This window comes from Cupriavidus sp. F041, from assembly GCF_057814235.1.
Window position 1 is genome coordinate 3,823,728 of the sequence record NZ_JBVASY010000002.1, and the last position, 26,511, is coordinate 3,850,238.

Annotated in this window: 23 protein-coding genes; 1 reads left to right on the forward strand and 22 read right to left on the reverse strand. The window is 65.4% G+C overall.

Annotated elements, in window-relative coordinates:
* Positions 1 to 3: 3 nt before the first annotated feature.
* The 13 genes from hisD to ACZY0R_RS35035 form a co-directional block, all read right to left on the reverse strand.
* Positions 4 to 1,341 carry a histidinol dehydrogenase gene (gene hisD / locus ACZY0R_RS34975; protein WP_488864955.1) on the reverse strand — a complete coding sequence of 446 codons (1,338 nt, stop codon included), beginning with the start codon at positions 1,339 to 1,341 and terminating at the stop codon, positions 4 to 6.
* Positions 1,342 to 1,373: 32 nt separating this feature from the next.
* Complete coding sequence (hisG, locus tag ACZY0R_RS34980) at positions 1,374 to 2,036, reverse strand: ATP phosphoribosyltransferase (protein WP_035870681.1); 663 nt, start codon at positions 2,034 to 2,036, stop codon at positions 1,374 to 1,376.
* Between the two features lie 28 nt (positions 2,037 to 2,064).
* Positions 2,065 to 3,315: a UDP-N-acetylglucosamine 1-carboxyvinyltransferase gene (murA, locus tag ACZY0R_RS34985; protein ID WP_045238877.1), complete on the reverse strand. Its 1,251-nt coding sequence runs from the start codon at positions 3,313 to 3,315 to the stop codon at positions 2,065 to 2,067.
* 168 nt (positions 3,316 to 3,483) lie between these two features.
* Positions 3,484 to 3,738: a BolA family protein gene (locus tag ACZY0R_RS34990; RefSeq protein ID WP_045238801.1), complete on the reverse strand. Its 255-nt coding sequence runs from the start codon at positions 3,736 to 3,738 to the stop codon at positions 3,484 to 3,486.
* 72 nt (positions 3,739 to 3,810) lie between these two features.
* Positions 3,811 to 4,581, reverse strand: coding sequence for an ABC transporter permease (locus ACZY0R_RS34995; protein ID WP_488866354.1), 771 nt, complete (start codon positions 4,579 to 4,581; stop codon positions 3,811 to 3,813).
* Between the two features lie 56 nt (positions 4,582 to 4,637).
* On the reverse strand, positions 4,638 to 5,588 hold the full coding sequence (locus ACZY0R_RS35000) for an ABC transporter ATP-binding protein (protein ID WP_488864958.1): 951 nt from the start codon (positions 5,586 to 5,588) through the stop codon (positions 4,638 to 4,640).
* 246 nt (positions 5,589 to 5,834) lie between these two features.
* The gene (locus ACZY0R_RS35005) at positions 5,835 to 6,206 is read right to left on the reverse strand and encodes an STAS domain-containing protein (protein WP_488864960.1); all 372 of its coding nucleotides are present in this window, start codon (positions 6,204 to 6,206) and stop codon (positions 5,835 to 5,837) included.
* Between the two features lie 60 nt (positions 6,207 to 6,266).
* Positions 6,267 to 6,890, reverse strand: coding sequence for an MlaC/ttg2D family ABC transporter substrate-binding protein (locus ACZY0R_RS35010; RefSeq protein WP_488866356.1), 624 nt, complete (start codon positions 6,888 to 6,890; stop codon positions 6,267 to 6,269).
* A 201-nt stretch (positions 6,891 to 7,091) separates the two neighbouring features.
* On the reverse strand, positions 7,092 to 7,916 hold the full coding sequence (locus ACZY0R_RS35015; RefSeq protein WP_488864962.1) for an MlaA family lipoprotein: 825 nt from the start codon (positions 7,914 to 7,916) through the stop codon (positions 7,092 to 7,094).
* On the reverse strand, positions 7,913 to 8,440 hold the full coding sequence (mlaD, locus tag ACZY0R_RS35020) for an outer membrane lipid asymmetry maintenance protein MlaD (protein WP_045238797.1): 528 nt from the start codon (positions 8,438 to 8,440) through the stop codon (positions 7,913 to 7,915). The genes ACZY0R_RS35015 and mlaD overlap by 4 nt, the downstream gene beginning before the upstream one ends.
* Positions 8,441 to 8,488: 48 nt before the next feature.
* On the reverse strand, positions 8,489 to 9,265 hold the full coding sequence (gene mlaE, locus ACZY0R_RS35025; RefSeq protein ID WP_045238796.1) for a lipid asymmetry maintenance ABC transporter permease subunit MlaE: 777 nt from the start codon (positions 9,263 to 9,265) through the stop codon (positions 8,489 to 8,491).
* Positions 9,262 to 10,083 carry an ABC transporter ATP-binding protein gene (locus ACZY0R_RS35030; protein ID WP_045238795.1) on the reverse strand — a complete coding sequence of 274 codons (822 nt, stop codon included), beginning with the start codon at positions 10,081 to 10,083 and terminating at the stop codon, positions 9,262 to 9,264. Before ACZY0R_RS35030 ends, mlaE begins: the two co-directional genes overlap by 4 nt.
* A 142-nt stretch (positions 10,084 to 10,225) precedes the next feature.
* Positions 10,226 to 11,413 (reverse strand): tripartite tricarboxylate transporter substrate-binding protein, encoded by a 1,188-nt coding sequence (locus ACZY0R_RS35035; RefSeq protein WP_488864965.1) that lies wholly within the window; start codon positions 11,411 to 11,413, stop codon positions 10,226 to 10,228.
* Between the two features lie 317 nt (positions 11,414 to 11,730).
* On the opposite strand from ACZY0R_RS35035, the gene ACZY0R_RS35040 reads away from it, so the two are divergent.
* On the forward strand, positions 11,731 to 12,294 hold the full coding sequence (locus ACZY0R_RS35040; protein WP_488864967.1) for a GNAT family N-acetyltransferase: 564 nt from the start codon (positions 11,731 to 11,733) through the stop codon (positions 12,292 to 12,294).
* Positions 12,295 to 12,358: 64 nt separating this feature from the next.
* Here the strand turns inward: ACZY0R_RS35040 and ACZY0R_RS35045 are convergent, their stop codons facing one another.
* From ACZY0R_RS35045 to ACZY0R_RS35085, 9 genes are all read right to left on the reverse strand, one after another.
* Complete coding sequence (locus ACZY0R_RS35045) at positions 12,359 to 13,822, reverse strand: glutamate synthase subunit beta (protein ID WP_488864969.1); 1,464 nt, start codon at positions 13,820 to 13,822, stop codon at positions 12,359 to 12,361.
* Between the two features lie 130 nt (positions 13,823 to 13,952).
* On the reverse strand, positions 13,953 to 18,725 hold the full coding sequence (locus ACZY0R_RS35050) for a glutamate synthase-related protein (RefSeq protein WP_488864971.1): 4,773 nt from the start codon (positions 18,723 to 18,725) through the stop codon (positions 13,953 to 13,955).
* A gap of 382 nt (positions 18,726 to 19,107) precedes the next feature.
* Positions 19,108 to 19,830, reverse strand: a complete 723-nt coding sequence (locus tag ACZY0R_RS35055; RefSeq protein WP_488864973.1) for a transposase — start codon at positions 19,828 to 19,830, stop codon at positions 19,108 to 19,110.
* A gap of 121 nt (positions 19,831 to 19,951) precedes the next feature.
* Positions 19,952 to 21,088, reverse strand: a complete 1,137-nt coding sequence (locus tag ACZY0R_RS35060; RefSeq protein WP_488864975.1) for a deoxyguanosinetriphosphate triphosphohydrolase — start codon at positions 21,086 to 21,088, stop codon at positions 19,952 to 19,954.
* A 75-nt stretch (positions 21,089 to 21,163) separates the two neighbouring features.
* On the reverse strand, positions 21,164 to 22,270 hold the full coding sequence (aroB, locus tag ACZY0R_RS35065) for a 3-dehydroquinate synthase (RefSeq protein WP_045238788.1): 1,107 nt from the start codon (positions 22,268 to 22,270) through the stop codon (positions 21,164 to 21,166).
* Positions 22,257 to 22,832, reverse strand: a complete 576-nt coding sequence (locus tag ACZY0R_RS35070; RefSeq protein WP_488866359.1) for a shikimate kinase — start codon at positions 22,830 to 22,832, stop codon at positions 22,257 to 22,259. The genes aroB and ACZY0R_RS35070 overlap by 14 nt, the downstream gene beginning before the upstream one ends.
* Before the next feature lie 278 nt (positions 22,833 to 23,110).
* On the reverse strand, positions 23,111 to 25,303 hold the full coding sequence (locus ACZY0R_RS35075; RefSeq protein ID WP_488864977.1) for a type IV pilus secretin PilQ: 2,193 nt from the start codon (positions 25,301 to 25,303) through the stop codon (positions 23,111 to 23,113).
* Positions 25,300 to 25,830, reverse strand: coding sequence for a pilus assembly protein PilP (locus tag ACZY0R_RS35080; RefSeq protein ID WP_488866361.1), 531 nt, complete (start codon positions 25,828 to 25,830; stop codon positions 25,300 to 25,302). Before ACZY0R_RS35080 ends, ACZY0R_RS35075 begins: the two co-directional genes overlap by 4 nt.
* A complete protein-coding gene (locus ACZY0R_RS35085; RefSeq protein WP_488864979.1) occupies positions 25,830 to 26,510 on the reverse strand; it encodes a type IV pilus inner membrane component PilO in 681 nt (226 codons plus the stop codon). The genes ACZY0R_RS35080 and ACZY0R_RS35085 overlap by 1 nt, the downstream gene beginning before the upstream one ends.
* Between the last annotated feature and the right edge of the window lies 1 nt (position 26,511).

The following is a 26,511-nucleotide window of genomic DNA, read 5'->3' on the forward strand; positions in this document are numbered from 1 at the left end:
GCCTCAGTTGCGCCTGAGGCGGTATTCGGCGCTGCGGGCGTGTGCCTGCAAGCCTTCGCCGTAGGCCAGCTCGGCGGCGATCTGGCCTAGCATCTGCGCGCCCTGCTCGCTCACCTCGATCAGGCTCGAGCGCTTTTGGAAGTCGTACACGCCCAGCGGCGACGAGAAGCGCGCGGTGCGCGAGGTGGGCAGCACGTGATTCGGCCCGGCGCAGTAGTCGCCCAGCGACTCGCTCGTATAGCGGCCCAGGAAAATGGCGCCGGCGTGGCGGATCTTCTCGGCCCAGTGGCGCGGGTTCTCGGCGGAAATCTCCAGGTGCTCCGGCGCGATCGCGTTGGCAATCTCGCAAGCCTCGTCCATATCGCGTACCCGGATCAGCGCCCCGCGCCCGGACAGCGAGGCACGGATCACGTCGCGGCGCGGCATGGACTCGAGCTGCCGGTGGATGCTTTCCTCCACCTGGGCCAGGTAGTTGGAGTCCGGGCACAGCAGGATGGATTGCGCGAGTTCGTCATGCTCGGCCTGCGAGAACAGGTCCATCGCCACCCAGTCGGGGTCGGTGGTGCCGTCGCAGATCACCAGGATCTCGGATGGGCCGGCGATCATGTCGATGCCGACGGTGCCGAACACGCGGCGCTTGGCCGCCGCCACATAGGCGTTGCCCGGGCCGACGATCTTGTCGACCTGGGGCAGCGTGGCGGTGCCGTAGGCCAGCGCCCCGATCGCCTGGGCGCCACCGATGGTGAACACGCGGTCCACGCCGGCGATCTGCGCCGCGGCCAGCACCAGTTCGTTACGCACGCCGCCCGGCGTGGGCACGACCATGATGACTTCCTTGACGCCGGCCACGCGTGCGGGAATCGCGTTCATCAGCACGGACGACGGATACGCCGCCTTGCCGCCCGGCACGTAGATGCCGACGCGGTCCAGCGGAGTCACCTTTTGCCCCAGCACGGTGCCGTCGGACTCGGTGTACTCCCAGCTATGGCTGCCGCACTCGATCTTCTGCTTCTCGTGGTAAGCGCGCACGCGCGCCGCCGCGGTTTCCAGCGCAGCGCGGCGTTTGGGCTCGAGTTCGTCGAGCGCGGCCTCGAGCTTGGCCGGCGACACTTCCAGCGCGCCCATGGCGCCGGCATCGACGCGATCGAAACGCAGCGTGTACTCCAGCACCGCGGCATCGCCGCGGGTCTTTACATCGGCGAGGATCTGCGCGACGGCTCGATCGATCGCTTCGTCTTCACCGGCTTCGAAGGCCAGCACCTCGCGCAGCTCGGCCGCGAAGCGCGGCTCGGTCGAATCCAGCCGGCGGATTTCCAGGTTTTCCATAGAATTTTCGTTCATGACTCCATTCCCCAGGCCCTGCTCGCGCGGCATCACACCAGCGCGGCGGAGGCCCGTTCAAACGCGTCGAGAATCGGGGCTAGCCGCTCACGCTTGAGTTTGAGGGCAGCCTGGTTGACTACCAGGCGCGACGATATCTGCACGATCTCTTCCACTTCGACCAGGTTGTTGGCGCGCAAGGTCCCGCCGGTGCTGACCAGATCGACGATGGCGTCGGCCAGTCCCACCAGGGGCCCGAGTTCCATCGAGCCATACAGCTTGATCAGGTCCACGTGCACGCCCTTCTTGGCGAAGTGCTCGCGCGCGGTCTGCACATATTTGGTGGCCACGGCCAGCCGCGCACCCTGGCGCACGGCGCTGGCGTAGTCGAAACCGGCCGAGGTCGCCACCGACATGCGGCACTTGGCGATATTCAGGTCGATCGGCGCATACAGCCCGGCCATGCCGTGTTCCATCAGCACGTCCTTGCCGGCCACGCCGAAATCGGCCGCGCCATATTGCACGTAGGTCGGCACATCCGAGGCGCGCACGATGATGACGCGCACGTCCGGATCGGAGGTGGGCAGGATCAGCTTGCGCGAGGTTTCCGGATCCTCGGTGACGTGGATGCCGGCCGCTTCCAGCAGCGGCATGGTTTCGGTGAAGATCCGGCCCTTGGAGAGGGCCAGCGTCAACTGGGTCGGGGAGGGGCTCATCTGCGTCCTTGTGTCTTTTCTTGCGCGCTCAGGCGATGCGGCGGATCTTGGCGCCCACGGCCGACAGCTTGTCTTCCATGCGGTCGTAGCCGCGGTCCAGGTGGTAGATGCGATCGATCACGGTTTCGCCCTCGGCGACCAGCCCGGCGATCACCAGGCTGGCGGAGGCACGCAGATCGGTCGCCATCACCTTGGCGCCGGACAGCCGGGGCACGCCGGTGACAACCGCGGTATTGCCTTCGACCGCGATATCGGCGCCCAGCCGGTTGAGCTCCTGCACGTGCATGAAGCGGTTTTCGAAAATGGTTTCAGTAATGCGGGCCACGCCGTTGGCGACACTGTTCAGCGCCATGAACTGCGCCTGCATGTCGGTCGGGAAGGCCGGGTACTCGGAAGTGCGGAAACTCACCGCCTGCGGGCGCCGGGCCATCTGCAAACGGATCCAGTCGTCACCGGTTTCGATGGTGGCGCCGGCTTCGCGCAGCTTGTCGAGCACGGTGTCCAGGATGCCGGGCTGCACGCCGCGCAGCACCACATCGCCAAGCGTGGCGGCGGCAGCGCACAGGAAGGTGCCGGCCTCGATGCGGTCGGCGATCACGGCGTGGCTCGCACCGTGCAGGCGTTCCACGCCCTGCACCACCAGGCGGTCGGTGCCGATGCCTTCGATGCGGGCGCCCATCTTGACCAGCAGGTTGGCAAGATCGGTCACTTCCGGCTCGCGCGCGGCGTTTTCCAGCACGGTTTCGCCGTCGGCCAGGGTAGCGGCCATCAGCAGGTTCTCGGTGCCGGTCACGGTGATCATGTCGGTGACCACGCGCGCGCCCTTCAGGCGGCTGGCGCGGGCATGGATAAAGCCGTGCTCGATGCTGATCTCGGCGCCCATGGCCTGCAAGCCCTTGATGTGCTGGTCGACCGGGCGCGCGCCAATGGCGCAGCCGCCGGGCAGCGATACGCGCGCCTCGCCGAAGCGCGCCACCAGCGGACCCAGCACCAGGATCGAGGCGCGCATGGTCTTGACCAGCTCGTAGGGAGCCTCGGGCGAATTCACGTCGGCGCCATTCAGCGTGACGCGCGCGCCGTCCTGCTCCGCCTTCACGCCCATCTGGCGCAGCAGCTTGAGCGTGGTGCGCACGTCCTGCAGGTTGGGCACATTGTCCAGCGTAACGGTATCGGCCGTAAGCAACCCTGCGCACAGGATCGGCAGCGCAGCGTTCTTGGCGCCGGAGACGCGGATCTCGCCTCGCAACGGGCCATTGCCCTGGATCTCGAGTTTGTCCATGTTCAGTCGTTTCAGGCCGGCTGCCCAAAGGCGTCCGGCGTCATTCATTTCGCTTCCGCCTGTGCCTCAAAACGCACAATCGCGGCATCTGGTACCCGAGGCCGCCGCGTTGCGGGACGACCTGCTTGTCACGTCCGGCCTGTCGGGCGGCCAGCTTGTTGGTCCGTCTTACTTGGCCTGGCCCGCCTGCGCCTGCCACTCGGCCGGCGTCAGCGTCTTCATCGACAGCGCGTGGATCTCGGCGCGCATGCGATCGCCCAGCGCGGCATAGACCTGCTGGTGCCGCTGGATCAGGCGCTTGCCGTCGAATTCGGCGCTGACGATGGTGGCAAAGAAGTGCTGGCCGTCGCCTTCCACTTCCAGGTGTTCGCAGGAGAGGCCTTGGGCGATGTAGTCCCTGACTTGTTGGGGTGTAGGCAGCATGATTGTCTTTTCGCTTTGTTTCTCTGTGTGTCGCGTCGGTTCGCTTGTGGGTTCGGCGGGGCAGACGCCCCCTCAGTGGCGCAGCTTGTAGCCGCTCTTGAGCAGCTGCAGCGCTATCGCCGCGAGCACCACGAAAGCTGTACCCACTACTGCGAGACTGAAGGCCGGCGCCACGTCGGAGACGCCGAAAAAGCCGTAGCGGAAGCCGTCGATCATGTAGAAGAACGGGTTCGCGTGCGACACCGCCTGCCAGAAGGGAGGCAGCGAGTGGATCGAGTAGAACACGCCGGAGAGGAAGGTCGCCGGCATGATCAGGAAGTTCTGGAAGGCCGCGAGCTGGTCGAACTTCTCGGCCCAGATTCCCGCGATCAGCCCCAGCGTGCCAAGGATCGCCGCGCCCAGCAAGGCAAACAGCAGGATCCAGCCGATATTGGCGAAATGCAGGTTGGCGAACCAGGCCGTCACCAGCAGCACGCCCAGGCCCACGGCCAGGCCGCGCACGGTGGAAGCCACCACGTAGGCACCAAACATTTCCCAGTGCGACAGCGGCGGGAGCATGATGAACACCAGGTTGCCGGTGATCTTGGACTGGATCAGCGACGACGAGCTGTTGGCGAAGGCATTCTGCAGCACGCTCATCATCACCAGGCCCGGCACCAGGAAGGCGGTATAGCTGATCTGGTCGTACACCTTCACGCGGTTTTCCAGCACGTGGCCGAAAATCAGCAGATACAGGATCGCGGTCAGCACCGGCGCCGCCACGGTCTGGAAGCTGACCTTCCAGAAGCGCAGCACTTCCTTGTAAAGAAGGGTGCGGAAGCCCACCAGGCCACCCACCGCCATCGGTGCGAGGTGCGTGTTGATGGCGTCTTGGGTGCCGTCGAATTCGGTTGGCATCTTCATGCTGCGGCCTCCACCGCGGTATCCGGCAGTGCGCCCGGCATGTGGCCTTCGCGCCGCATAATCTGCACGAACACGTCCTCCAGGTCGGCCTTGTTGATTTCCATGTCTTCGATCTCGCAACCGGCCTCGCGGCAGGCGGCCAGGATCGGCTCCACCGCCGGATAACCCGACAGCCGCAGCCGTACCGCGCGCTCGCCGGGGTTGGCGGGCATGCGCAGCGGTTCAAGCGCGGCGGGCAGCGCGCCCCTGGAGAACGTCAGCACCAGCTGCAGCCCTGCGAATTGGCTCAGCAGGTTGCTGGTGCGGTCCAGCGCCACCACCTCGCCGAACTTGAGCATGGCGATGCGATCGCACAACGCCTCGGCTTCTTCCAGGTAGTGCGTGGTGAGAATGATGGTGTGGCCCTCGCGATTCAGGCGCGAGATGAACTTCCACAGGGTCTGGCGCAGTTCCACGTCGACCCCGGCGGTCGGCTCGTCGAGCACGATGACCGGCGGCCGGTGCACCAGGGCCTGGGCCACCAGCACGCGCCGCTTCATGCCGCCGGAAAGCTGGCGCATATTGGCGTCGGCCTTGTTGGTGAGATCCAGGTTGGCCATGATCTCGTCGATCCAGTCGTCGTTGCGGGTCAGGCCGAAATAGCCGGACTGCAGGCGCAGCGTCTCGCGCACGGTGAAGAAGGGATCGAAGACCAGCTCCTGCGGCACCACGCCCAGCATGCGCCGCGCCAGGCGGTAATCGGACACCACGTCGTGGCCGAGCACGCTGACGCTGCCGGAATCGGCGCGGTTCAGGCCCGCCAGGATGGAGATCAGCGTGGTCTTGCCTGCACCGTTGGGGCCGAGCAGGCCGAAGAATTCGCCGCGCTCGACGGTGAAGCTGACGCCCTTCAGTGCCTGCAGGTTGCGGTAGCGCTTGCGAACGTCTTTGAGTTCGATGGCTTTCATGGCCGGATACTGTTTGGCAGGCGCGTCGGGCTTTTCAGCCTCGCACGCCGGCCTCCTTGAAATGGCGGGGACCGCCTGGGTGCTTCGACCGTGTCTTGTCCGTGCCTTATATGCCGGAACGGTCGAACAACCCGGAATTATAGGGGATACGGGAGTAGTCCCGCTTTGAGCGCGAGGCGTGGCGCGAGCCATCGCCCGGGCATCGCTGTAGCAAGCGCAGGTCAGCAGCTTGCCACGGATGCCGGTTCAATGTCGGTGGGAAAGGGTGCCTAGCGTGCCCTGGGCACCCGCCTGGGGTACCAGTTGCAGCAGGGATTCGACGCCATACAGGGCGGCCAGCTCGGTGAGTTGCGCCGGTACGCCAATAATCTCGAGCGACTTGCCGCGGCTGGCGGCGTCACGCTGCCAGGCCAGCAGCACGGCAACCGCCGCGGAATCGACCTGGACCAGGCCGCTGCAGTCGACCCGGGCTTCACCCTGGGCCAGGCGTGCCAAGCCGTCACGCAGCACGGCGGCGGCGTTGCGGTTGGTCAGCGAGGTGTCGAGCGAGAGCATCTGGCAGCGGTCCGGGGATGCGGGTCTGGAAAAAAGCACTCCCGCGGGTGCGGGAGCGCCCATTGTAGAACAGTTCGGCCAGTCACGCTGCGCCGGAGGCGGCGCCTTGCGCGGGCTTGCCGGTCAGTTCTTGGCGTTGGCGAGCTGGCGGTTGCGGTCTTGCAGTGTCTTGATCACGCCGTCCACGCCCTGCTGGCCCACGATCGTGTTGAAGCTGCCCTTGTAGGCCTCGGTCAGCCAGGCACCCAGCACATTGATGTCATAGACCTTCCAGCCTTGCGGTGTCTTTTCCAGGCGGTAGTCCAGCTGGATCGGCTCACCCTTGTTGATGACCTGGGTGCGGATGGTGGCGTCGGTATCCTCCGGGCTGCCGCGGTACGGGCGGAACTGGACGGTCTGGTCGCGAATCTGCGCGATGGCGCCGGAGTAGGTACGGATCAGCAGCGTCTTGAACTCGTCGGCAATCTGCTTTTGCTGCTCGGGCGTGGCCTTGGACCAGTTACGGCCCATGGCGATCTGCGTGGTCTTCTGGAAGTTCGCGTTGGGGAGGATCTTCTGCTCCACCAGCGCGGAGATCTTGGTGATATTCCCGGCCTGCATGTCCTTGTCCGCCTTGACGGAGGCCATCACGTCGCCGACCACGGCCTTGACCAGGCCGTCGGGTGTGCTGGCATCCTGCGTTTGGGCATGGGCGGCACCGGTAAAGGCAACCACGGTAAGAAAAGGCAGCAACAGTCGCTTCAGCATCATTTTGTCCTTATCAATCGAACGCACGGGTCACCGGGCTACGGCAACCTTGCGTGTCCCGGCATCAAGGCCGGTAATGGTCACGCGCCGAGTTGGAGTTCGGGCGAGCCGGGGGAGTTCGCAGCGCCAGGACCTCCGACGCCACATTTACATAATTTGTTGCAACGCTCACAGCCATGACACGCGCGCGGGCCGGCACACTCAACGGCCAAAGCGGATGCCGCCCGGCATCTGCACCGGTGGCGTGGGCAGCGTCTGGTTTTCCTGCCTGGTGTCGGACGGCTCGCTTGCCGGCGCGGTGTCGTCGCTCTCCGGCGGGTTGCCATCATAGATCTGGTACTCGCGGCGCTGCAGGTAGGCGTCGCGCAGGAACGCATACTTGTCGAGCGCCGCCATCTCGATCAGGCTGGAGGCGCCGAGCAGCGAGGCCCGGGTGTTGACGACACGCACCCCGAACAGCGAGTTGCGAAGCCAGACGGGATCGAGGTACGCCGACGGATCGATCTGGCGGTCCACCAGCATGCCTGCGGTATCGCGCACCGAGCTCGGCCCGAAAAGCGGCAGCACCAGGTAAGGTCCGGCCGGCACGCCCCATACGCCCAGCGTCTGCCCGAAATCTTCCTTGTATTTGGGCAGCCCGGCAGGGGTGGCGATGTCAATCAGGCCGCCGATACCCAGCACGCTGTTCATGGCCACGCGCATGGTGTCTTCCACGGCGCGGGCGGGCTTGCCCTGCAGCAGGTTGTTGACAGCCGAGTAGACATCGCTGACGTTGGAGAAAGCGTTGTCTATCCCGGTACGGATCGGCGACGGGACGAAGTCAGTGTACAACTCGGCGACCGGGCGCAACACGCCCTTGTCGAAGTCGTCGTTGATCTTGAAGACTTCCCGGTTGAAGGGTTCGAGGGGATCTTTCGGGTTGGCGGTCGGGCCGCTCGCGCAACCTGCCATCAAACCCGCTGCCAACACTGCCAGCAACCAATTTCGCCCCGCGCACCAGCGCGCGGCGACACGGTTGCCATTCATTTCAGCCCCCCTGCCGCGCCGCTGGCGGCGCCGGCGGCACCCCCGCCAGCGTTGTTGCCGCCGGCGCCGGCGTCGGCGGCCTTGTTATACAAGAACTGCCCGATCAGGTTTTCCAGCACCACGGCCGATTGCGTCATTGTGATGCGCGAACCCTCGGCCAGCATGGCGGAATCGCCACCCGCCTCAAGACCCAGGTATTGCTCGCCCAGCAAGCCGGAGGTCAGGATCTTGGCCGAAGTGTCCTTGGGGAACTGGTAGCGCTTTTCCAGGTTGACCGTCACGGTCGCCTGGTAGGTCTTGTCGTCGAAGCGGATGTCGGCCACCCGCCCTACCACCACGCCGGCGCTCTTCACCGGCGCGCGCGGCTTCAGGCCGCCGATATTATCGAAGCGCGCCTGTACCGAGTAGGTCTCCTGGAACGACAGCGAGCTCATGTTGCCGGCCTTCAGCGCCAGGAACAGCAGCGCCACGAAACCCGCCACAACAAACAGCCCAACCCAGAAATCGAGTGTATTTCTTTTCATCTGCGTCTCTTCTTCAAGTACTCCGGCTCCGGCGACCGCACCGGCAGGTCAGCTGAACATCAGCGCAGTCAGCAGGAAATCCAGCGCCAGCACGGCTAGCGAGGCAATCACGACGGTACGCGTGGTGGCGCGCGACACGCCTTCCGGCGTGGGCTTGGCCTGATAGCCCTGGTACAGCGCTATAAACGTCACCGCGACGCCAAAAATGAAGCTTTTTATGACGCCGTTCAGCACGTCATTTCGAACGTCGACCCCGTTCTGCATCTGCGACCAGAACGCGCCCGCATCGACGCCGATCATCTGCACGCCGACCACATAGCCGCCGAGGATGCCGACGGCACTGAAAATCGCCGCCAGCACCGGCATGGCCACCACGCCAGCCCAGAAGCGCGGCGCGATCACGCGCTGCAGCGGATTGACCGCCATCATTTCCATGGCCGTGAGCTGCTCGCCGGCCTTCATCAGGCCGATTTCGGCCGTGAGCGACGTACCGGCGCGGCCGGCGAACAACAGCGCCGTCACCACCGGACCCAGTTCGCGTACCAGCGACAGGGCCACGAGCAGGCCGAGCGCCTGCTCGGAGCCATAGCGATTTAGCGTGTAATAGCCCTGCAATCCCAGCACGAAGCCGACAAATAGGCCAGATACCGCGATGATCACCAGCGACAGGTTGCCGACGAAGAAAATCTGGTCGCTTACCAGCCGGAAGCGGCGCAGCAGCGCCGGCGACATCGCTAGCACTGTGAAGAACATGCGGGTGGCATGACCGAGGCCGATGACCGACTGCCGCACGGCAGAGCCGATGCTTGTGAAGAACCCTATCATCGCCCCGCCCCGCTCGCGAAGTCCTCGGCCAGCGACGGGCCCGGATAGTGGAAGGGCACTGGCCCGTCGGGCTCGGCGTGGACGAACTGGTGCACGAAGGGATCCGTCGAAGCGCGCAGGGCCTCGGGCTCGCCTTCGGCGGCAATGCGGCCGTTGGCGATGAAATAGACGTAGTCGGCGATCAGGAAGGTCTCGTTGACGTCGTGCGACACGATGATGGTGGTGGCGCCCAGCGCGTCATTCAGGCTGCGGATCAGGCGCGCGGTCAGGCCCAGCGAGATCGGGTCGAGTCCCGCGAAGGGCTCGTCATACATCAACAGGGCGGGATCGAGCGCGATCGCGCGCGCCAGCGCAACCCGGCGCGCCATGCCGCCGGAGATCTCCGAGGGCATCAGCTCGCGCGCGCCGCGCAGGCCGACGGCGTTGAGCTTCATCAGCACCAGGTCGCGGATCATCGACTCGGGCAAGTCGGTATGTTCGCGCAACGGGAAGGCAACGTTGTCGAACACGGAGAGATCGGTGAACAAGGCGCCAAACTGGAACAGCATGCCCATCTGGCGCCGCACGGCATAGAGGTCATTGCGGTCCAGGGCGGGGATATTGGCGCCATTGAAGAGCACTTGGCCCTTCTGCGGCCGGACCTGACCGCCGATCAGGCGCATCACGGTGGTTTTGCCGCAGCCCGAGCCACCCATGACGGCCACCACCTTGCCGCGCGGGAAGCGCATGCTAAGGCCCGACAGGATAGGCTTGCCATTCGCCGTGTAGGCGAAATCGACGGACTGGAGCTCGACGAGGTTTGAGGCGGAATCGGTCACGTTGGCACCGTGTTAGGCAGTCCGCCATTATAAGGGCTACTACCTAGCGGCGCCCGCGCCAGTGTGCCGCAATCCACATCCATGGATCGCAAATAATTGTTTCATCACATTTGACGTGTGCCGGCGCCAGACCAGGCGCCACCTAGGGTTCGGTTGGCCCGCCCGTCTGCCGCAAGATCACCTGCCACTGGATCGACTCCGAGCGAATCGCTGTGGCAAACGCCTCGGGCGAGTCCCGCAACGGTGTCAGGCCGGCCGCCAGCAAGCGATCCCGGACCTCGCGCTCGCCCATCACCGCGTCCAGTTCGCTGGCGATCCGCGCCACGATGGCATGCGGCGTCTTGGCCGGGGCAATGACGCCATACCAGGCCCCCGCCCCGTAGCCGTCCAGCCCGGATTCCTGCAGGGTCGGCACGGCGGGCGCGAGTTGCGAACGCGCCACGCCAGTCACGCCCAGCAGACGCAAATTGCCATTCTTGACGTGGGCCTGTACCGCGGCAAACGAGCAGAAACAGGCGCTGATGCGCCCGGCAAGCATCTCTTGCACCACGGCGCCCTCGCCCTTGGCTATTACCAGCGGCACCCCGTTGGGGACGCCGTGCACAGCGTATTGGGCATAGAGGTGCGAAGGGCTACCGGCCTGGCCGGAGCCATAACTGTAGGCGGCAGGGCTGGCATTGACCGCCGTCAGCCATTGCTGCGGTGTGCGCATCGGCAGACGCGCATCGATCACAAGGAACAGCGGCATGGTGGCCACGCGCGCCACCGGCGTAAAGTCACGCACCACATCATAGGGCACGGGCTCCAGGCCGGGCTGGATCAGCATGGTGGCCTGGTGGAACAACAAGGTATGCCCGTCGGAGCTCGCCTTGGCCACCACGTCGCCCGCGGTGGTGCCACCCGCGCCGGGCCGGTTATCGACATCGACCGGCACGCCGAGCCGTATCGCCAGCCGCTCGGCCAGCAGGCGCGCCACGGCGTCCGGCACGCCGCCGGCGGGAAAGGGCACGATCAGGCGGATCGGCCGGACAGGAAATGATATGGGGCGGGTGAACGCGGTCTGGGTCGGGGTTGCCTGCGGGGTTGCCGGCCGCGCCTGGACGGGGCCGCCGGTGCCGGCCACCAGGCCGGCGAGGCAAAGCAGCGCGAAGACCCGGAGTTGGGACGCGACGCGCGATGCCATCCCCTGCCAAGGGAAGCGAAAAACAGGCGAAACAAACAGCGGATGCCTGGCACGCAAGTGGGGCTGCTGACCAGCCGGCTTTGCAGCGGGGTGAAGCAACATCGCCTTACCTCGCCAAAGCCGCGAAAAAATGCGCACTTCGGACATCAATTCCTCCGGGCCACAGGCATTGCCGGTGGCATCTCTATCGGCTGAAAAGGGGGGTTAGCGAGGCAGTCTTTGATTTAATTGTCAGGTCATTCTACGAAGATTGCCCAGAGCCGCACAGACCACGTTAACCATAGCCGGGACAACCCTGTGAGGAGGGCATGCAGCAACTTCCCGGCCTGCGCCGCCACGCTGGCGCATGGCCGGCTTCGAGAGTGACCGGGCCGTCCGGCAGCGCCCTGCTCCCGCGGTTTGCGACGCGTCGAGCGCGGCATCGCCATGCCTTCCGCACGCAACGCCCTCTATAATCGCCCGCCATGAGCGAATGCATTCTCCGGCCCATGCGGCCCACCGACCTGCCTGCCGTGCTGGAAATCCAGGCCCAGTGCTATCGCGGCATGCTGCTCGAATCCGGCGCCGCTCTGGCCAGCCGGCTGACGCTGTCGCCGGCCACCTGCTGGGTGGCGGCGCGCACCGGGCAGGACGAGACGCTGGCAGCCTATCTGTTTACCCATATGTGGCCGCAGGACAGCCTGCCACCGCTCGACGGCGTACTGGAACCTCACTGGGAGCCGAGTGATGAGTCCGGGCGGACTCCAGCCGAGCCGGCTGCGGCACTCACCTGGTTCGTGCACGATATGGCGGTGGCGCCTGCCGGCCAGGGCAAGGGTCTGGCTCAGGGGCTTTACGTAGCCGCCCGCGCGGCGGCGCTGGACGCCGGGCTGCGCTCGTCGCGGCTGATCGCCGTGCAATCGGCCGCACCGTGGTGGCGCAGACTCGGGTACGAAAAAATTGCCTCGGCCAACGACGCATTCGACGCCAAGCTGTCGGCCTATGGCGCCGACGCCGTGCTGATGGGCCGCGCTCTGCAGCCGGCCTGACCGGACGCCAATAAAAAAACCCGCCCGGCTTGCGCGGGGCGGGTCTTGCAACGAGAGCAGCGCCTTAGCGCGGCAGCTCGGAGTGTCCCATCAGGAAGGAGTCGACAGAACGCGCGGCCTGGCGGCCTTCGCGGATCGCCCACACCACCAGCGACTGGCCGCGGCGCACGTCGCCAGCGGCGAACACCTTGGGCACGTTGGTGTGGTACGCGCGCTCGCCTTCCGTCGCGGCACGGGCGTTCTTGCGAGCATCGGTGTCCACCCCGAAGGCGCTCAGCAGCGAGCCCACCGGGTTGGTGAAGCCCATCGCCAGCAGTACGAGGTCAGCCTTGAGGATGAACTCGCTGTCCGGCACTTCCTGCATCTTGCCGTCCTTCCACTCGACGCGGCAGGCCTTGAGCGCGGTGATCTTGCCGTTCTCGCCGATGAATTCCTTGGTGGCAACCGACCAGTCGCGATCGCAGCCCTCATCGTGCGACGATGAAGTGCGCAGCTTGATCGGCCAGTACGGCCACACCAGCGGCTTGTTTTCCTCTTCCGGCGGCTGCGGCAGCAGTTCGAACTGGACGATCGATTCGGCGCCGTGGCGGTTCGAGGTGCCCACGCAGTCGGAGCCGGTATCGCCGCCGCCGATCACGATGACGTGCTTGCCTTCGGCACGGATCTCGTTAGGCGCGTCGCCAGCCACTTCCTTGTTCTGCGGGATCAGGAATTCCAGCGCGTAGTGAATACCGGACAGGTCGCGGCCGGGAACCGGCAGATCGCGCGGCACTTCGGAGCCACCCGCCAGCACGACGGCGTCGAACTGGTCTTGCAGCGCCTGGGCCGAAATAGTCTCACGCGCATAGTTCTTGATGCCGGCAGGCAGTTCGCCGTCGGTCACCATCACACCGGCGCGGAAGGTCACGCCTTCGGCCTGCATCTGCTCCATGCGGCGGTCGATCAGCCACTTTTCCAGCTTGAAGTCGGGGATGCCATAGCGCAGCAGGCCACCGATGCGATCGTTCTTCTCGAACACCGTCACATCGTGGCCGGCGCGCGCCAGCTGTTGGGCAACGGCCATGCCGGCGGGACCGGAACCGACCACCGCAACGGTCTTGCCGGTCTTGTGCTTGGGCGGCTGCGGGGCAACCCAGCCTTCTTCCCAGGCCTTGTCGATGATGGCGTGCTCGATCGACTTGATGCCGACCGGTGCTTCATTGATGCCCAGCGTGCAGGCGGCCTCGCACGGTGCCGGGCAGATGCGGCCCGTGAACTCGGGGAAGTTGTTGGTCTGGTGCAGCACCTCGATTGCCGACTTCCAGTCCTGGCGATACACCAGGTCGTTGAAGTCGGGAATGATGTTGTTGACTGGGCAGCCGTTGTTGCAGAACGGAATGCCGCAGTCCATGCAGCGCGCGCCCTGGATCTTCGCTTCGCTGTCGGACAGCGCGAAAACGAATTCCTTGTAGTGCTTCACGCGCTTGGCTACGGGCTCGTAACCTTCATTCTGGCGCGGAAATTCGAGAAAGCCAGTCGCCTTACCCATGTTGCGTCCTTGGTCTTGCTGGGCGGGACCGGCGCTTGCGCCGGCCCCGCTGTGAGGTCAGTATCTTGTGAGGTCGGCGGCGCCGATGCGCCGCCGCTCATGCTTGGTCGGGCTCGCAGCCCGGGCCGGCTCAGGCTGCGATACGGTCGCTGTCCTTCGCTTCCTGCTCCTTGGCGTACATTTCGCCCAGCGCGCGCTTGTACTCGGTCGGGAAGACCTTGACGAACTTGCGGCGCGAGGTAGCCCAGTCGGCCAGCAACGCCTTGGCGCGCTCGGAACCCGTGAAGCGGAAGTGCTGCTCGATCAGGCCCTTGAGGATGACTTCGTCGAGCTGGCGCTGGCCGTCCACCTTGTGCCAGGAGGCCGGGGACTGGCCCTTCTCCTGGTCCGCCGCGGCGAGCACCGTTTCCAGTGCCACCATCGAGGTGTTGCAGCGCTTGTCGAACAGGCCATCCTCGTCATAGACGTAGGCCATGCCGCCCGACATGCCGGCCGCGAAGTTGCGTCCGGTGCCGCCCAGCACCACCACGGTGCCGCCGGTCATGTACTCGCAGCCATGGTCGCCGGTGCCTTCCACCACGGCAGACGCGCCCGAGTTGCGCACCGCGAAGCGTTCGCCGGCCACGCCGTTGAAGAAGGCTTCGCCGGCAATCGCGCCGTAAAGCACGGTGTTGCCCACGATGATGTTGCGAGTCGGATCGCCGCGGAACTCGTGCGGAGCGCGCACGATCACGCGGCCGCCCGACAGGCCCTTGCCCACGTAGTCGTTGCCGTCGCCCACCAGGTCCAGCGTGATGCCATGCGCCAGGAAGGCGCCGAAGGACTGGCCGGCGGTGCCTTGCAACTGGATGTGGATGGTGTCGTCAGGCAGGCCTTCGTGGCCGTACTGCTTCGCCACCACGCCCGAGAGCATCGCGCCGACGGTGCGGTTGACGTTCTTCACCGGCTGGATGAACGACACGCGCTCACCCTTGTCGATGGCCAGGCGGGCCTTGGCGATCAGCACATGGTCGAGCGCCTTGCCGGCTTCGACCGACAGGCCGTGGTCCTGCCCATCGGTGTGGAAACGCGGCAGCTCGGCCGGGAACGGCACCTGGTAGAAGATGCGCGAAAAGTCGAGGCCGCGCGCCTTCCAGTGTTCGATGGCCGGCTTGGTGTCGAGCAGGTCGGCACGGCCGATCAGCTCGTCGAAGGTGCGGATACCCAGTTGCGCCATGATCTCGCGGGCTTCCTCGGCAACGAAGAAAAAGAAGTTCACCACGTGCTCGGGCTTGCCCTGGAATTTCTTGCGCAGCACCGGATCCTGCGTGGCCACGCCCACCGGGCAGGTGTTCAGGTGGCACTTGCGCATCATGATGCAGCCTTCGGCCACCAGCGGCGCGGTGGCGAAACCGAACTCGTCAGCACCCAGCAGCGCGCCGATGACGACGTCGCGGCCGGTCTTCATCTGGCCGTCGGCCTGCACGCGGATGCGGTTGCGCAGACCGTTGAGCATCAGCGTCTGCTGCGTCTCGGACAGGCCGAGCTCCCAAGGCGTGCCGGCGTGCTTGATGGACGACCACGGCGAAGCGCCGGTGCCGCCATCATGGCCGGCGATCACGACGTGATCCGCCTTGGCCTTGGCCACGCCCGCGGCCACGGTGCCCACGCCCACTTCCGATACCAGCTTGACGGAGATATCGGACGCCGGGTTGACGTTCTTCAGGTCGTGGATCAGCTGTGCCAGATCCTCGATCGAGTAGATGTCATGGTGCGGCGGCGGCGAGATCAGGCCAACGCCCGGCACCGAGTAACGCAGCTTGCCGATGTAATCCGAAACCTTGTGGCCGGGCAGCTGGCCGCCTTCGCCGGGCTTGGCGCCCTGCGCCATCTTGATCTGGATCTGGTCTGCCGAAGCCAGGTACTCGGCGGTCACGCCGAAACGGCCGGAGGCCACCTGCTTGATCTTCGAGCGCAGCGAGTCGCCGGCCTGCAGTTCCAGGTCGCGCACCACGGCTTCGGAGCCCAGCAGGCCTTGCAGGGTGTCGCCCTTCTTGATGGGGATGCCGCGCAGCTCGTTGCGATAGCGCTTCTCGTCCTCGCCGCCTTCGCCGGTGTTGGACTTGCCGCCGATGCGGTTCATCGCCACGGCCAGCGTGGTATGCGCCTCGGTGGAGATCGAGCCCAGCGACATGGCGCCGGTCGCGAAGCGCTTGACGATGTCCTTGGCCGATTCCACTTCTTCCAGCGGAATGGCGCGCGCCGGATCGACCTTGAACTCGAACAGGCCGCGCAGCGTCATGTGACGGCGGCTCTGGTCGTTGATGATGTTGGCGTATTCCTTGTACGTCTGGTACGCGCCCTTGCCATCGTCGGCACGCACGGCGTGCTGCAGCTTGGCCACCGAATCCGGGGTCCACATGTGCTCTTCGCCACGTACACGGTAGGCGTACTCGCCGCCGGTGTCGAGCATGGTGTCCAGCACCGGGTTGTTGCCAAAGGCGTCCTGGTGCAGGCGCAGCGCTTCCTCGGCCACCTCGAAGATGCCGATGCCTTCGACATTCGATGCGGTACCGTGGAAATACTTCTGCACCAGTTCGCGTGACAGGCCGATGGCTTCGAAGATCTGCGCGCCGGTGTACGACATATAGGTCGAGATGCCCATCTTGGACATCACCTTCTGCAGGCCCTTGCCGACCGCCTTGACGAAGTTCTTGACCGCCTTCTCGGGCGACAGGTCACCGGACAAGCCTTGCGCCATGTCGGCCAGCGTTTCCATCGCCAGGTACGGGTGCACGGCTTCCGCGCCGTAGCCGGCCAGCAATGCGAAGTGGTGCACTTCGCGCGCCGTGCCGGTTTCCACCACCAGGCCAGCCGAGGTGCGCAGGCCCTTGTCCACCAGGTGGTGGTGAATGGCCGACGTGGCCAGCAGCGCGGGAATCGCCACGTGACCCGCGTCAACGCGGCGGTCCGACACGATCAGGATGTTGTAGCCCGAACGCACAGCGTCCACGGCTTCGGCGCACAGCGAGGCCAGGCGGGCTTCGATGCCTTCCTTGCCCCACGCCTTCGGATAGCAGATGTTCAGTTCGTACGAACGGAACTTGCCGCCGGTGTAGTGCTCGATGTTGCGGATCTTGGCGATGTCCTTGAAGTCCAGCACGGGCTGGGACACTTCGAGACGCATCGGCGGGTTGATGTTGTTCAGCTCGAGCAGGTTGGGCTTGGGTCCGATGAAGGACACCAGCGACATCACCATGTTCTCGCGGATCGGGTCGATCGGCGGGTTGGTGACCTGGGCGAACAGCTGCTTGAAGTAGTGGTACAGCGTCTTGTTCTTGGACGACAGCACGGCCAGCGGGCTGTCATTGCCCATCGAGCCGGTGGCTTCCTCGCCGGCCAGCGCCATCGGCGCCATCAGGAACTTGACGTCTTCCTGGGTGTAGCCGAAGGCTTGCTGGCGATCCAGCAGGCGCGCGTCGGGCTTCTTCTCGGCGGCCACGTCCTCGGGCTTGGCGTCGAGCTCGTCGAGCTTGATGCGCACGGCGTCGATCCAGCTCTTGTACGGCTTGGCGTTGGCCAGGTTGTCCTTGAGTTCCTTGTCGTCGATGATGCGGCCTTGCTCCATGTCGATCAGGAACATCTTGCCCGGCTGCAGGCGCCACTTTTGCACGATGCGCGACTCGGGGAACGGCAGCACGCCGGCTTCCGACGCCAGCACCACGATGTCGTCCTCGGTCACATAGAAACGCGCCGGGCGCAGGCCGTTACGGTCCAGCGTGGCGCCGATCTGGCGGCCATCGGTGAAGCAGATCGCGGCGGGGCCGTCCCACGGCTCCATCATGGCGGCGTGGTATTCGTAGAAGGCGCGGCGGTTGTCGTCCATCAGCGTGTGCTGTTCCCAGGCTTCCGGGATCATCATCATCATCGCGTGGACGAGCGGGTAGCCCGCCATCGTCAGCAGTTCGAGGCAGTTGTCGAACGATGCGGTATCCGACTGGCCGGGGTAGATCAGCGGCCACAGCTTGGGCAGGTCGTCGCCCAGCACCGGCGACGAGATCGCGCCGGTACGTGCGTTAACCCAGTTCACATTGCCCTTGACCGTGTTGATTTCGCCGTTGTGGGCGACCATGCGGTACGGGTGGGCCAGTTCCCAGGCCGGGAAGGTGTTGGTGGAGAAGCGCTGGTGCACCAGGGCCAGCGCCGACACGGCACGCGGGTCCTGCAGGTCGAGATAGTATTCGCCGACCTGGTTGGCCAGCAGCAGACCCTTGTACACCACCGTGCGCGCCGACATCGACGGCACGAAGTATTCCTTGCCGTGCTTGAGCTTGAGCGCCTGGATGGCGTGGCTGGCGGTCTTGCGGATCACGTAGAGCTTACGTTCCAGCGCGTCCGTGGTCATGATGTCGCGGCCGCGACCGATGAAGATCTGGCGGATCACCGGCTCGGTGGTACGCACCGTCGGCGACATCGGCATGGCGGCATCCACCGGCACATCGCGCCAGCCCAGCACGACCTGGCCTTCCAGGCGCACGGTGCGCTCGAGCTCTTGCTCGCAGGCAAGGCGGGATGCGTGTTCCTTCGGCAGGAAGATCATGCCCACGCCGTACTCGCCGGACGGCGGCAGGGTCACGCCCTGCTTGGCCATTTCCTCGCGGTAGAACTGGTCCGGGATCTGGATCAGGATACCGGCACCGTCGCCCATCAGCGCATCGGCGCCAACTGCGCCCCGGTGGTCCAGGTTTTCCAGGATCTTCAGGCCTTGCTGGACGATCTCGTGGCTCTTCTTGCCCTTGATGTGGGCGACCATGCCGACGCCGCAGGCATCTTTTTCATTGGCGGGGTCGTACATGCCCTGGGCTTGGGGACGCGAGGCAGGCGCGTACGCGTCGGCAGACCCTGCGGCCTGCGCTTGGGCCATCGTTGGCTTCGATTGGGATTGCGATTGGTCCACGGGCTTGATTCCGGTGAGGGCTGCGCAGCCAGCAAGGCAGACCGGAACGGGAACCGCACTCTTCCACCGGGGCCGGTCGTAAACCGGGATCGGGGCAACGAGAGAGACAGCGGGGCCGCAGCGGCGTACACAGGCGTGACGCGCCGCACAATGAATGTGGGTGGAGGAACTATAAAAGAATCGTACCCGTCCCGCAAAATTTTTAAATGGGGTCAGAACATAATTAATCCCGCACCACTTCTGGGATGGTCTTTATTTGGGGACAGATCAATTCTGGTGCATTGCAATGGCGTTTTGTGACGCTCGGGTGCTGTAGGTGATGACCCCGCCGCGCGTGGCGGGGCCGACCTTAGATCGAGTCCGGGTCCGCCTCCCTGGCAGCCGCCGAGCGGCCCACCGGCCTCCCCTTGGGCAACTGATGCACGCGCCGCCCACCCTGGCGCTCCAGTTGGGCGAGGAAGACCGCGTCGCCCAGGGGCCAGCCGCTATGCGCATGGCTGCGCAGCGTGGCCAGCGTCATCGAGGACAAGCCCTCCGCAGTCACGGAGCGGTAATTCGACTGGCGCTCGAATGGCGTATTGCCCAGAGCCCAGTATGCAGAGTGATCGCTCACAAATGGACTGGCTTCGATGCCGGCGTGGTGGCGATAGCTGCTCCAGCGGTCACCTTCGGGCGAACTCACTTCGCCCGCGCGCACGGCGTTGCCCTCCACATACAGCATCGCGGGCAACATCCAGGCCGCGGGATCGAACACCGCCGAACGGAAGCGGCCATCCCACAGCGTGCCCGTGCGGCCGGCAACCCGGTTGAAATGACGCGCGTAGCGGCGCCCGACCGCCTGCATGGTCAGGCTGAGCGAGTCGGCATGGCGAGGGGTTGCCACGAGGTGAACATGATTCGGCCGCAAGGCGTAGGCATGAATCGCCAAGTCATGCTCGCGCGCGGCCATCCGCAGGCAGTCGAGGTAATGCAGTTGATCGTCAACGCCAAGGAAGATCGGCTGGCGATTGTTGCCGCGTTGCAGCACAAGCGCCGGCAGCGACGCCGGGGAAAAACGAGGAAGTCGGGCCATGGTGAGCGAGGAGAATCGGTGACCAGCGATCACCGGGTGAATGGCTCAGGCAGATGCCATGCCCGATGATAGCCTAGTCGCCGCCTGATCCGTCCCCAATTTTCCCGCCGTCTGTGGCCGCCTAGTTCCCTTCGTCAACCGCAAAAATGCGGCGGTGCTCGCGAATCGCATAACGGTCGGTCATGCCGGCGATGTAGTGCGAGATCAGGCGAGACTGGTCGCGCCCTTGCCCGGCCTGGTACTGCGGCGGCAACAGGCGCGGATCCGCCATGAAGGCGTCGAACAGGTCGGTGATGATGCGTTGCGCCTTGGCGGACATGCGCATCACCAGGTAGTGGCGGTACAGATGACGGAACAGGAAACGCTTGAGCGCCCCCGCTTCCTCCCGCACGGCCGGACTGAAGGCCACCAGCGGGCCGGCGGCCCTTACCGCGTCTATGTTGCGCGGGTTGGCGGCGGCAATATTCTGGCTGGTGGTTTCGATCAGGTCGACGATCAGGGTGTTGATCATGCGCCGGACGGTTTCGTTGATGACGCGCCGCCCGTTGATGCCGGGAAACGCCGCCATCGCCTCGGCCCGGTGGCGCCCCCACATCGGCACTTCGTCCATCTGCTCGAGCGTGAGCAGGCCGGAGCGCAAGCCGTCGTCGATATCGTGGTTGTTGTAGGCAATCTCATCGGCCAGGTTGGCCAATTGCGCCTCCAGCGAAGGCTGGGTGCCCTCCAGGAAACGCCGGCCCAGCTCTCCCAGCGCCGAGGCATTGACGCGCGAGCAGTGCTTGAGCACACCCTCGCGCGTCTCGAAGGTCAGGTTGAGCCCGTTGAACCCGCCATAGCGCTCTTCCAGCTCGTCCACCACCAGCAGGCTCTGCAAGTTGTGCTCGAAGCCGCCATGGTTCTTCATGCAGTTGTTCAGCGCGTCCTGGCCGGCATGGCCGAAGGGCGTGTGGCCCAGGTCGTGGGCCAGCGAGATGGCCTCGACCAGGTCCTCGTTCAGGCGCAGGTTGCGCGCAATCGAGCGGGCGATCTGCGCGACTTCCAGGCTATGGGTCAACCGGGTGCGGAACAGATCACCCTCGTGATTGACGAAGACCTGCGTCTTGTACTCGAGCCGCCGGAAGGCTGTGCTGTGGATAACGCGGTCGCGGTCGCGCTGGAACTCCGTGCGCGAAGACGAGGCCGCTTCGAGATGCACCCGCCCAAGTGTCTGCGCGGAGCGGGCGGCATAGGGAGCGAGGTGGCTTTCGAGGTCGGTCATGCGGCAATCCGGTCAGGCATCCGGCCGCGCGGCTATGCACCGCCCGGCCGTGGTTGCAAGGCACAACCGATCGCGTCAGGCGACCGGCGCCTCGGTAGGCGGCCTGAGCACCGCGTGCTGCAACGTAGCGCGCAGGTCAGGATCCGGCACGGTGGTAATGAAGGCTTCGCCCAGCTTCCTTAGCAGGATGAACTTGATGCTGCCGGCTTCCGCCTTCTTGTCCACTTTCATCAGTTCGATGTAGCGGTCGGTGCCGAGTTCCGGCGCCACCACCGGCAGCATGGCGGCGCGCGTGAGCTGCACCACGCGGGCTCGCGTTTCGGTGTCGATAAAGCCGAGCCGGTGCGACAGGTCCGCCGCCATCACCATGCCGCACCCCACCGCCTCGCCGTGCAGCCACTCGCCGTAGCCCAGGCCTGCCTCAATGGCATGGCCGAAGGTGTGGCCGAAATTGAGCATGGCGCGCAGGCCGCCCTCGCGTTCGTCCTGGGCCACCACCGCGGCCTTGATCTCGCAGGAACGCTTCACCGCCAGCGCCATGATGTCCGGGTCGCAGGCATTGAGCGCGCGGATATTGCGCTCGATCCAGCCGAAGTACTCGGCATCGGCCATCGCGCCGTGCTTGATCACCTCGGCCAGGCCAGCCGCCAATTCGCGCGCCGGCAGCGTACGCAGCGTGTCGATATCGGCGATCACCGCGTTGGGCTGGTGGAAGGCGCCGATCATGTTCTTGCCCAGCGGGTGGTTGATGCCGGTCTTGCCGCCCACCGAGGAGTCCACCTGGGCCAGCAACGTGGTGGGCACCTGCACGAAAGGCACGCCACGCATGTAGCAGGCCGCGGCAAACCCGGTCATATCGCCCACCACGCCGCCGCCAAGGGCGATCAGCGTGGTCTTGCGGTCGGCGCCCGCCGTCAGCAGCGCGTCGAAGATCAGGTTGAGCGTTTCCCACTGCTTGAAGGCTTCGCCGTCGGGCAGGGTGACGGTGCGCACGGTCTTGCCAAGCGCCGCCAGGGTGGCCTGGACCCGGGTGGCATAAAGCGGCCCCACCGTCTCATTGGTGACGATAACAGCGTGCTGGCCACGCACATGGGGACGGAACAATTCGACCTGATCGAGCAGGCCGGTACCGATATGGATGGGGTAGCTGCGCTCCCCAAGGCTGACTTCAAGGGTGATCATCGTGTTTCTGGTCCTGCGCCGGAAGATTGTCCGCGCACGCACCGTCGCCCTCTTCGGGTTCCTCGGCGGCAACGGCAAAACCGGCCATCTCAAGTTGCATCAACACCATATTAGCAAGCTGCGCCACCGAAGGCTTGCCGGTTTCGATGATGAAATCCGCCACCTCGCGGTAAAGCGGGTCGCGCTCGCCATAGAGCGCTTCAAGCCGCCCCTTGGGGTCTTCGGTCTGCAGCAGCGGGCGATTGCGGTCGTGCCTGGTGCGCAGCCACAGGTCGTGCGGGCTGGCGCGCAGGTAGACCACGGTGCCGCGGGCCTTCAGGTGGGCCCGGTTCTCGGGCCGCAGCACCGCGCCGCCGCCCGTCGCCAGCACAATGCCGCGCCGCTGGGTCAGCTCGTCGATCATCAACGCCTCGCGGTCCCGGAAGCCGGACTCGCCCTCATGTTCGAAGATGATCGGAATACGCACGCCGCAACGCGCCTCGAGTTCGTGGTCCGAATCGAAGAACGGGTAGTTCAGGCGCCGGGCCACGGTGCGGCCAACGGTGGTCTTGCCGGCACCCATCAGGCCAACAAAGAAAAGGTTCGGGCGGGTGAATGTCACTGGCGTGTCGGGCGGGAGCCGGGTCTCTGGCCGGTCCTCGCGGTAGGAAACTGCATCATCTTCTTATGTTGGGGCGCTGCGGGCAAGTGGCGCGGCGCAATCGGCACAAGGCAACCCGCCTCGCGACCCGCCTTGCGCGCCTGCCATGCACCCTCGCGCCTGCTCGCCCGCCTGGGCAATAAAAAAGCCGCATCGGATCGATGCGGCCTGTCAGTCTACTGCATCCGGCGCGGCCGGGGCTATTTCAGCGACATGCTGTCGTTCAGCACGCGCGGCGTCAGGAACACCAGCAACTCGGTCCGGTTATTGACCTTGGCATTGTCCTTGAAGAAGTTGCCGAGTATCGGGATGTCGCCCAGCAGGGGCACCTTGTTCACATTGTTGGACTCGGTCTGGCTGTAAATGCCGCCGATCACCACGGTGCCGCCGTTCTCGACCAGCACCTGCGTCTGCACGTGCTTGGTGTCGATGGCGAACCCCGACGTGGTCTGGATACCCACGCTGTCCTTGTTGACGTCGACGTCCAGCAGGACGTTGCCCTCCGGCGTGATCTGCGGCGTCACTTCCAGCTTCAGGTTGGCCTTGCGGAACTGCACCGAGGTGGCGCCGCTGGACGTGGCAGCCTGGTAGGGCAGTTCCGTGCCTTGCTCGATCAGCGCCTTGATATTGTTGGCAGTGACCACGCGCGGGCTGGAAATGATCTTGCCCCGCCCGTCGGCCTCAAGCGCCGACAACTCCAGCGCCAGGAAACGGCCGGCCGTGTTGCTGAACAAGCTGACCGCGACCGAGCCCGGATTGACGCCGTTGATCGCAGCGGCCGGCAGGCTCAGTGCCGGGCTGCTATCCCAGGTGCCGCCCGTGAGCGGGTTCGTGATCGGGCTGACCACATTGGTGTAGTTGTTGCCGTAGCCGGCGCCAGCCGTCTTGGAGGCAAAGCCCAGCCTGACGCCCAGATTGCGGCTGAAGGTGTCGTTAGCCTCGACGATGCGCGCCTCGATGATCACCTGGCGCACCGGGATGTCGATCTTGCCGAGGAAGCTCTGCACCTCTTCCAGCTTGGTCGCGATATCGGAGACGAACAGCTGGTTGGTACGGGGGTCGGCTGTCAGCGAGCCGCGCTTGGACAGCATGCGCGTGTTGCTGGCCGCCGCGCCGCCCACTCCACCCACTCCACCCACCCCACCGACCCCACCGACCGCACCCACGCCGCCCAGCGCCCCGCCACCGACGCCGCCTGCGGCCAGCCCGAGCAGCATGCGCCGCACGTCCTCGGCGCGCTGGTAGTTGAGCTGGAACACCTGGCTGCGGATCGGCTCGAGGTCGTTGATCTGCTGCTGCGATTCGAGCTCGAGTTTTTCCTTGGTGGCCAGCTCCGCCTTGGGCGCAACCAGCAGCACATTGCCATTGCGGCGCGAGGCAAGGCCCTTGGCGTCGAGCACAATCTGCAGCGCCTGGTCCCATGGCACATCCTTCAGCCGCAGCGTCAGATTGCCCTGCACGCTTTCGCTGGTGATGATGTTGAGGTTGGTGAAATCGGCAAACACCTGGAGCAGAGAGCGGATGTCGATGTTCTGGAAGTTCAGCGAGAGCCGGTCGCCGCGGAAGCCCGTGCCGCTGATCAGCTTGGCCGGATCTTCCTTGACCGGGCGCACCTCCACCACGAACTGCGTATCGGTCTGGTAGGAACTATATTCCCAGTTTCCGCGCGGCTCGATGGTGAGGCGGGTGTTGCCGCTGTTTTCACTCGCCCGCATGCCCTGCACGGGGGTGCCGAAATCGGTCACGTCATAGCGCCGCCGCAGGCTATCGGGCAATGTCGTATTGAGGAAATCGACCACGACGTTCTGGCCCTGCTGCGCGATATTGATGCCGGAATCCCGCGACGACAGGTCCACCACGATCCTGCCCGCGCCATCCTGGCCGCGGCGGAAGTCGATATTGCGCACGGTCGACCGGTTCGACGGCGCCAGCGGCGCTTGCGCCGAACTTGGGGCGAACGTCGGCACCGCCGCCCGTGCCGTCTGGGCGACGTTGTCGAGCATCACCACGAACAGGTTGCCGCGCACTTCGGTACGATAGGTCGCCACGCGGGTCAGGTCGAGGACGACGCGGGTGCGGTCGCCGATCTGCACCACGTTGGCGCGTTTGAGCAACTTGCCGCCGAGGTCGTACTGGGCCCGTCCGGCCGCAAAGCCGGTATCGATGAAATCGATGGCGAGCTTGGGCGGGTTCTGCGTAGTGAAGTCGGCCGGCTTCTGCGATGGCGGCCCCTGCAGCTCGACTGTGAAGACAGTCTGCTCGCCCACCGTCGTGGCATCCACGCGCTTGACCGCATTGCCCGTTGTCGATTGCGCCTGCGCAGCCGGCGCGCCCAATACCAGCACCATCACCGCGGCGCCAGCAAGCGCGCGGTACCAATGACCGATGATCATGCCGACCCCTCCAGCTTCAGGCTGGTGATTTTCTCTTTCCACTCGGCTACCCCTTCCCGGACCAATTCGCGCAACACGATCTCCTGATCGCTGATGCGGACCACCCGGCCGTAGTTCTGGCCGAGATACTGACCCACCTTGACGTGGTGGATCTTGTTATCTACCTGCACGACGCCGTAGGTCTCGCCGCTCTTCTTCATGGCGCCCAGCATCTTGAAGTTCTCCAGCGGGTAATCCTCCAGCGGCTCTCGCCGCCGCCCGGACTCCGGCGATTCGGACAGGACACGGTTAAGGTCGCCGATCTTGTTCTGGGCAAAGGGCTCAGGCGCGCTGCGTGCCGCGTACTCGCGCGCCGCATAGGGCTTGGGCTCGGGCAACGGGGCCGGCGGCGGCACCTTGGCCGCCTGGGCTTGCGCCATCCACTGGCGCAGGCTGTCTTCCTCGCTGCCGCCGCAGGCCGCCAGCAACGCGGCGCCAATCAGCGCGCAAGCGCAGGCACGCAGGCTCGGGGCCTGGATCACAGGCATCATTTCTTCACTCCCGCAGCCGTCTTGGCCGCCGCGGCTTCCGCCTTGCGCTGTGCCGCCTGTTCATCGGGATCAAGCGTGCGATAGGCCATCGCCACGGCTTCCATCGCCAGGCCACCATCCTTGCCGGTAGTGAACTGCAACCCCTGCATCGACACGATGCGGGAAAGCGCAGCCACGTCGGCATTGAACTGCGCCACGTCGTGGTAGCGCCCGGTGACTTTCAGATTGACCGGGATCTCGGCAAAGTAGGGCTTCATCACGGCGGCCTGCGGCTTGAACAGCTCGAACTGCAGGCCCCGCGCCACGCCGGCGTGATTGACATCGGCCAGCAGCGCATCCATCTCGGTCTTGTTGGGCAACTGGCGCTCGACCAGCGCCACGCGCTGCTCCACTTCCGCCTTCTGCTTGCGCAGCGCGTCCAGGTTGGCCACCTGCGCCACCTTGCTCAGATAGGACTGCTTCAGGCTGTCCTGCTCGATATGTTTGCGATCGAGGTCGTCGAGCTTGCCGCTCCAGTAGAACTGCCAGCCCAGCACCAGCACCAGCACCGCCGCCAGCACAGCGAACAGCAGGCGCGGGGCGGTTGGCCAGGTTTCCGGCTCATTGAGGTTGAGGCCACGGAACTGCGCGCCGAGGTCGTTCAGTGTGGCCATCGAGATTTCGATATCACGTGCCATG

Excerpts from the sequence above, each read along its gene's own strand:
- ACZY0R_RS35080 (WP_488866361.1), bottom strand. The coding sequence starts at position 25,830 with ATGCCTGTGATCCAGGCCCCGAGCCTGCGTGCCTGCGCTTGCGCGCTG.
- ACZY0R_RS35035 (WP_488864965.1), bottom strand. The coding sequence starts at position 11,413 with ATGTCCGAAGTGCGCATTTTTTCGCGGCTTTGGCGAGGTAAGGCGATG.
- mlaD (WP_045238797.1), bottom strand. The coding sequence starts at position 8,440 with ATGAAAAGAAATACACTCGATTTCTGGGTTGGGCTGTTTGTTGTGGCG.
- ACZY0R_RS35070 (WP_488866359.1), bottom strand. The coding sequence starts at position 22,832 with ATGGGTGCCGGCAAGACCACCGTTGGCCGCACCGTGGCCCGGCGCCTG.
- ACZY0R_RS34995 (WP_488866354.1), bottom strand. The coding sequence starts at position 4,581 with ATGGCGGTGGGTGGCCTGGTGGGCTTCCGCACCCTTCTTTACAAGGAA.
- ACZY0R_RS35045 (WP_488864969.1), bottom strand. The coding sequence starts at position 13,822 with ATGGGTAAGGCGACTGGCTTTCTCGAATTTCCGCGCCAGAATGAAGGT.
- murA (WP_045238877.1), bottom strand. The coding sequence starts at position 3,315 with ATGGACAAACTCGAGATCCAGGGCAATGGCCCGTTGCGAGGCGAGATC.
- hisD (WP_488864955.1), bottom strand. The coding sequence starts at position 1,341 with ATGAACGAAAATTCTATGGAAAACCTGGAAATCCGCCGGCTGGATTCG.
- ACZY0R_RS35055 (WP_488864973.1), bottom strand. The coding sequence starts at position 19,830 with ATGGCCCGACTTCCTCGTTTTTCCCCGGCGTCGCTGCCGGCGCTTGTG.
- ACZY0R_RS35060 (WP_488864975.1), bottom strand. The coding sequence starts at position 21,088 with ATGACCGACCTCGAAAGCCACCTCGCTCCCTATGCCGCCCGCTCCGCG.
- mlaE (WP_045238796.1), bottom strand. The coding sequence starts at position 9,265 with ATGATAGGGTTCTTCACAAGCATCGGCTCTGCCGTGCGGCAGTCGGTC.
- ACZY0R_RS35010 (WP_488866356.1), bottom strand. The coding sequence starts at position 6,890 with ATGCTGAAGCGACTGTTGCTGCCTTTTCTTACCGTGGTTGCCTTTACC.
- ACZY0R_RS35085 (WP_488864979.1), bottom strand. The coding sequence starts at position 26,510 with ATGGCACGTGATATCGAAATCTCGATGGCCACACTGAACGACCTCGGC.
- ACZY0R_RS34990 (WP_045238801.1), bottom strand. The coding sequence starts at position 3,738 with ATGCTGCCTACACCCCAACAAGTCAGGGACTACATCGCCCAAGGCCTC.
- ACZY0R_RS35075 (WP_488864977.1), bottom strand. The coding sequence starts at position 25,303 with ATGATCATCGGTCATTGGTACCGCGCGCTTGCTGGCGCCGCGGTGATG.
- ACZY0R_RS35000 (WP_488864958.1), bottom strand. The coding sequence starts at position 5,588 with ATGAAAGCCATCGAACTCAAAGACGTTCGCAAGCGCTACCGCAACCTG.
- ACZY0R_RS35015 (WP_488864962.1), bottom strand. The coding sequence starts at position 7,916 with ATGAATGGCAACCGTGTCGCCGCGCGCTGGTGCGCGGGGCGAAATTGG.
- ACZY0R_RS35005 (WP_488864960.1), bottom strand. The coding sequence starts at position 6,206 with ATGGGCGCTCCCGCACCCGCGGGAGTGCTTTTTTCCAGACCCGCATCC.
- aroB (WP_045238788.1), bottom strand. The coding sequence starts at position 22,270 with ATGATCACCCTTGAAGTCAGCCTTGGGGAGCGCAGCTACCCCATCCAT.
- ACZY0R_RS35040 (WP_488864967.1), top strand. The coding sequence starts at position 11,731 with ATGAGCGAATGCATTCTCCGGCCCATGCGGCCCACCGACCTGCCTGCC.
- hisG (WP_035870681.1), bottom strand. The coding sequence starts at position 2,036 with ATGAGCCCCTCCCCGACCCAGTTGACGCTGGCCCTCTCCAAGGGCCGG.
- ACZY0R_RS35050 (WP_488864971.1), bottom strand. The coding sequence starts at position 18,725 with ATGGCCCAAGCGCAGGCCGCAGGGTCTGCCGACGCGTACGCGCCTGCC.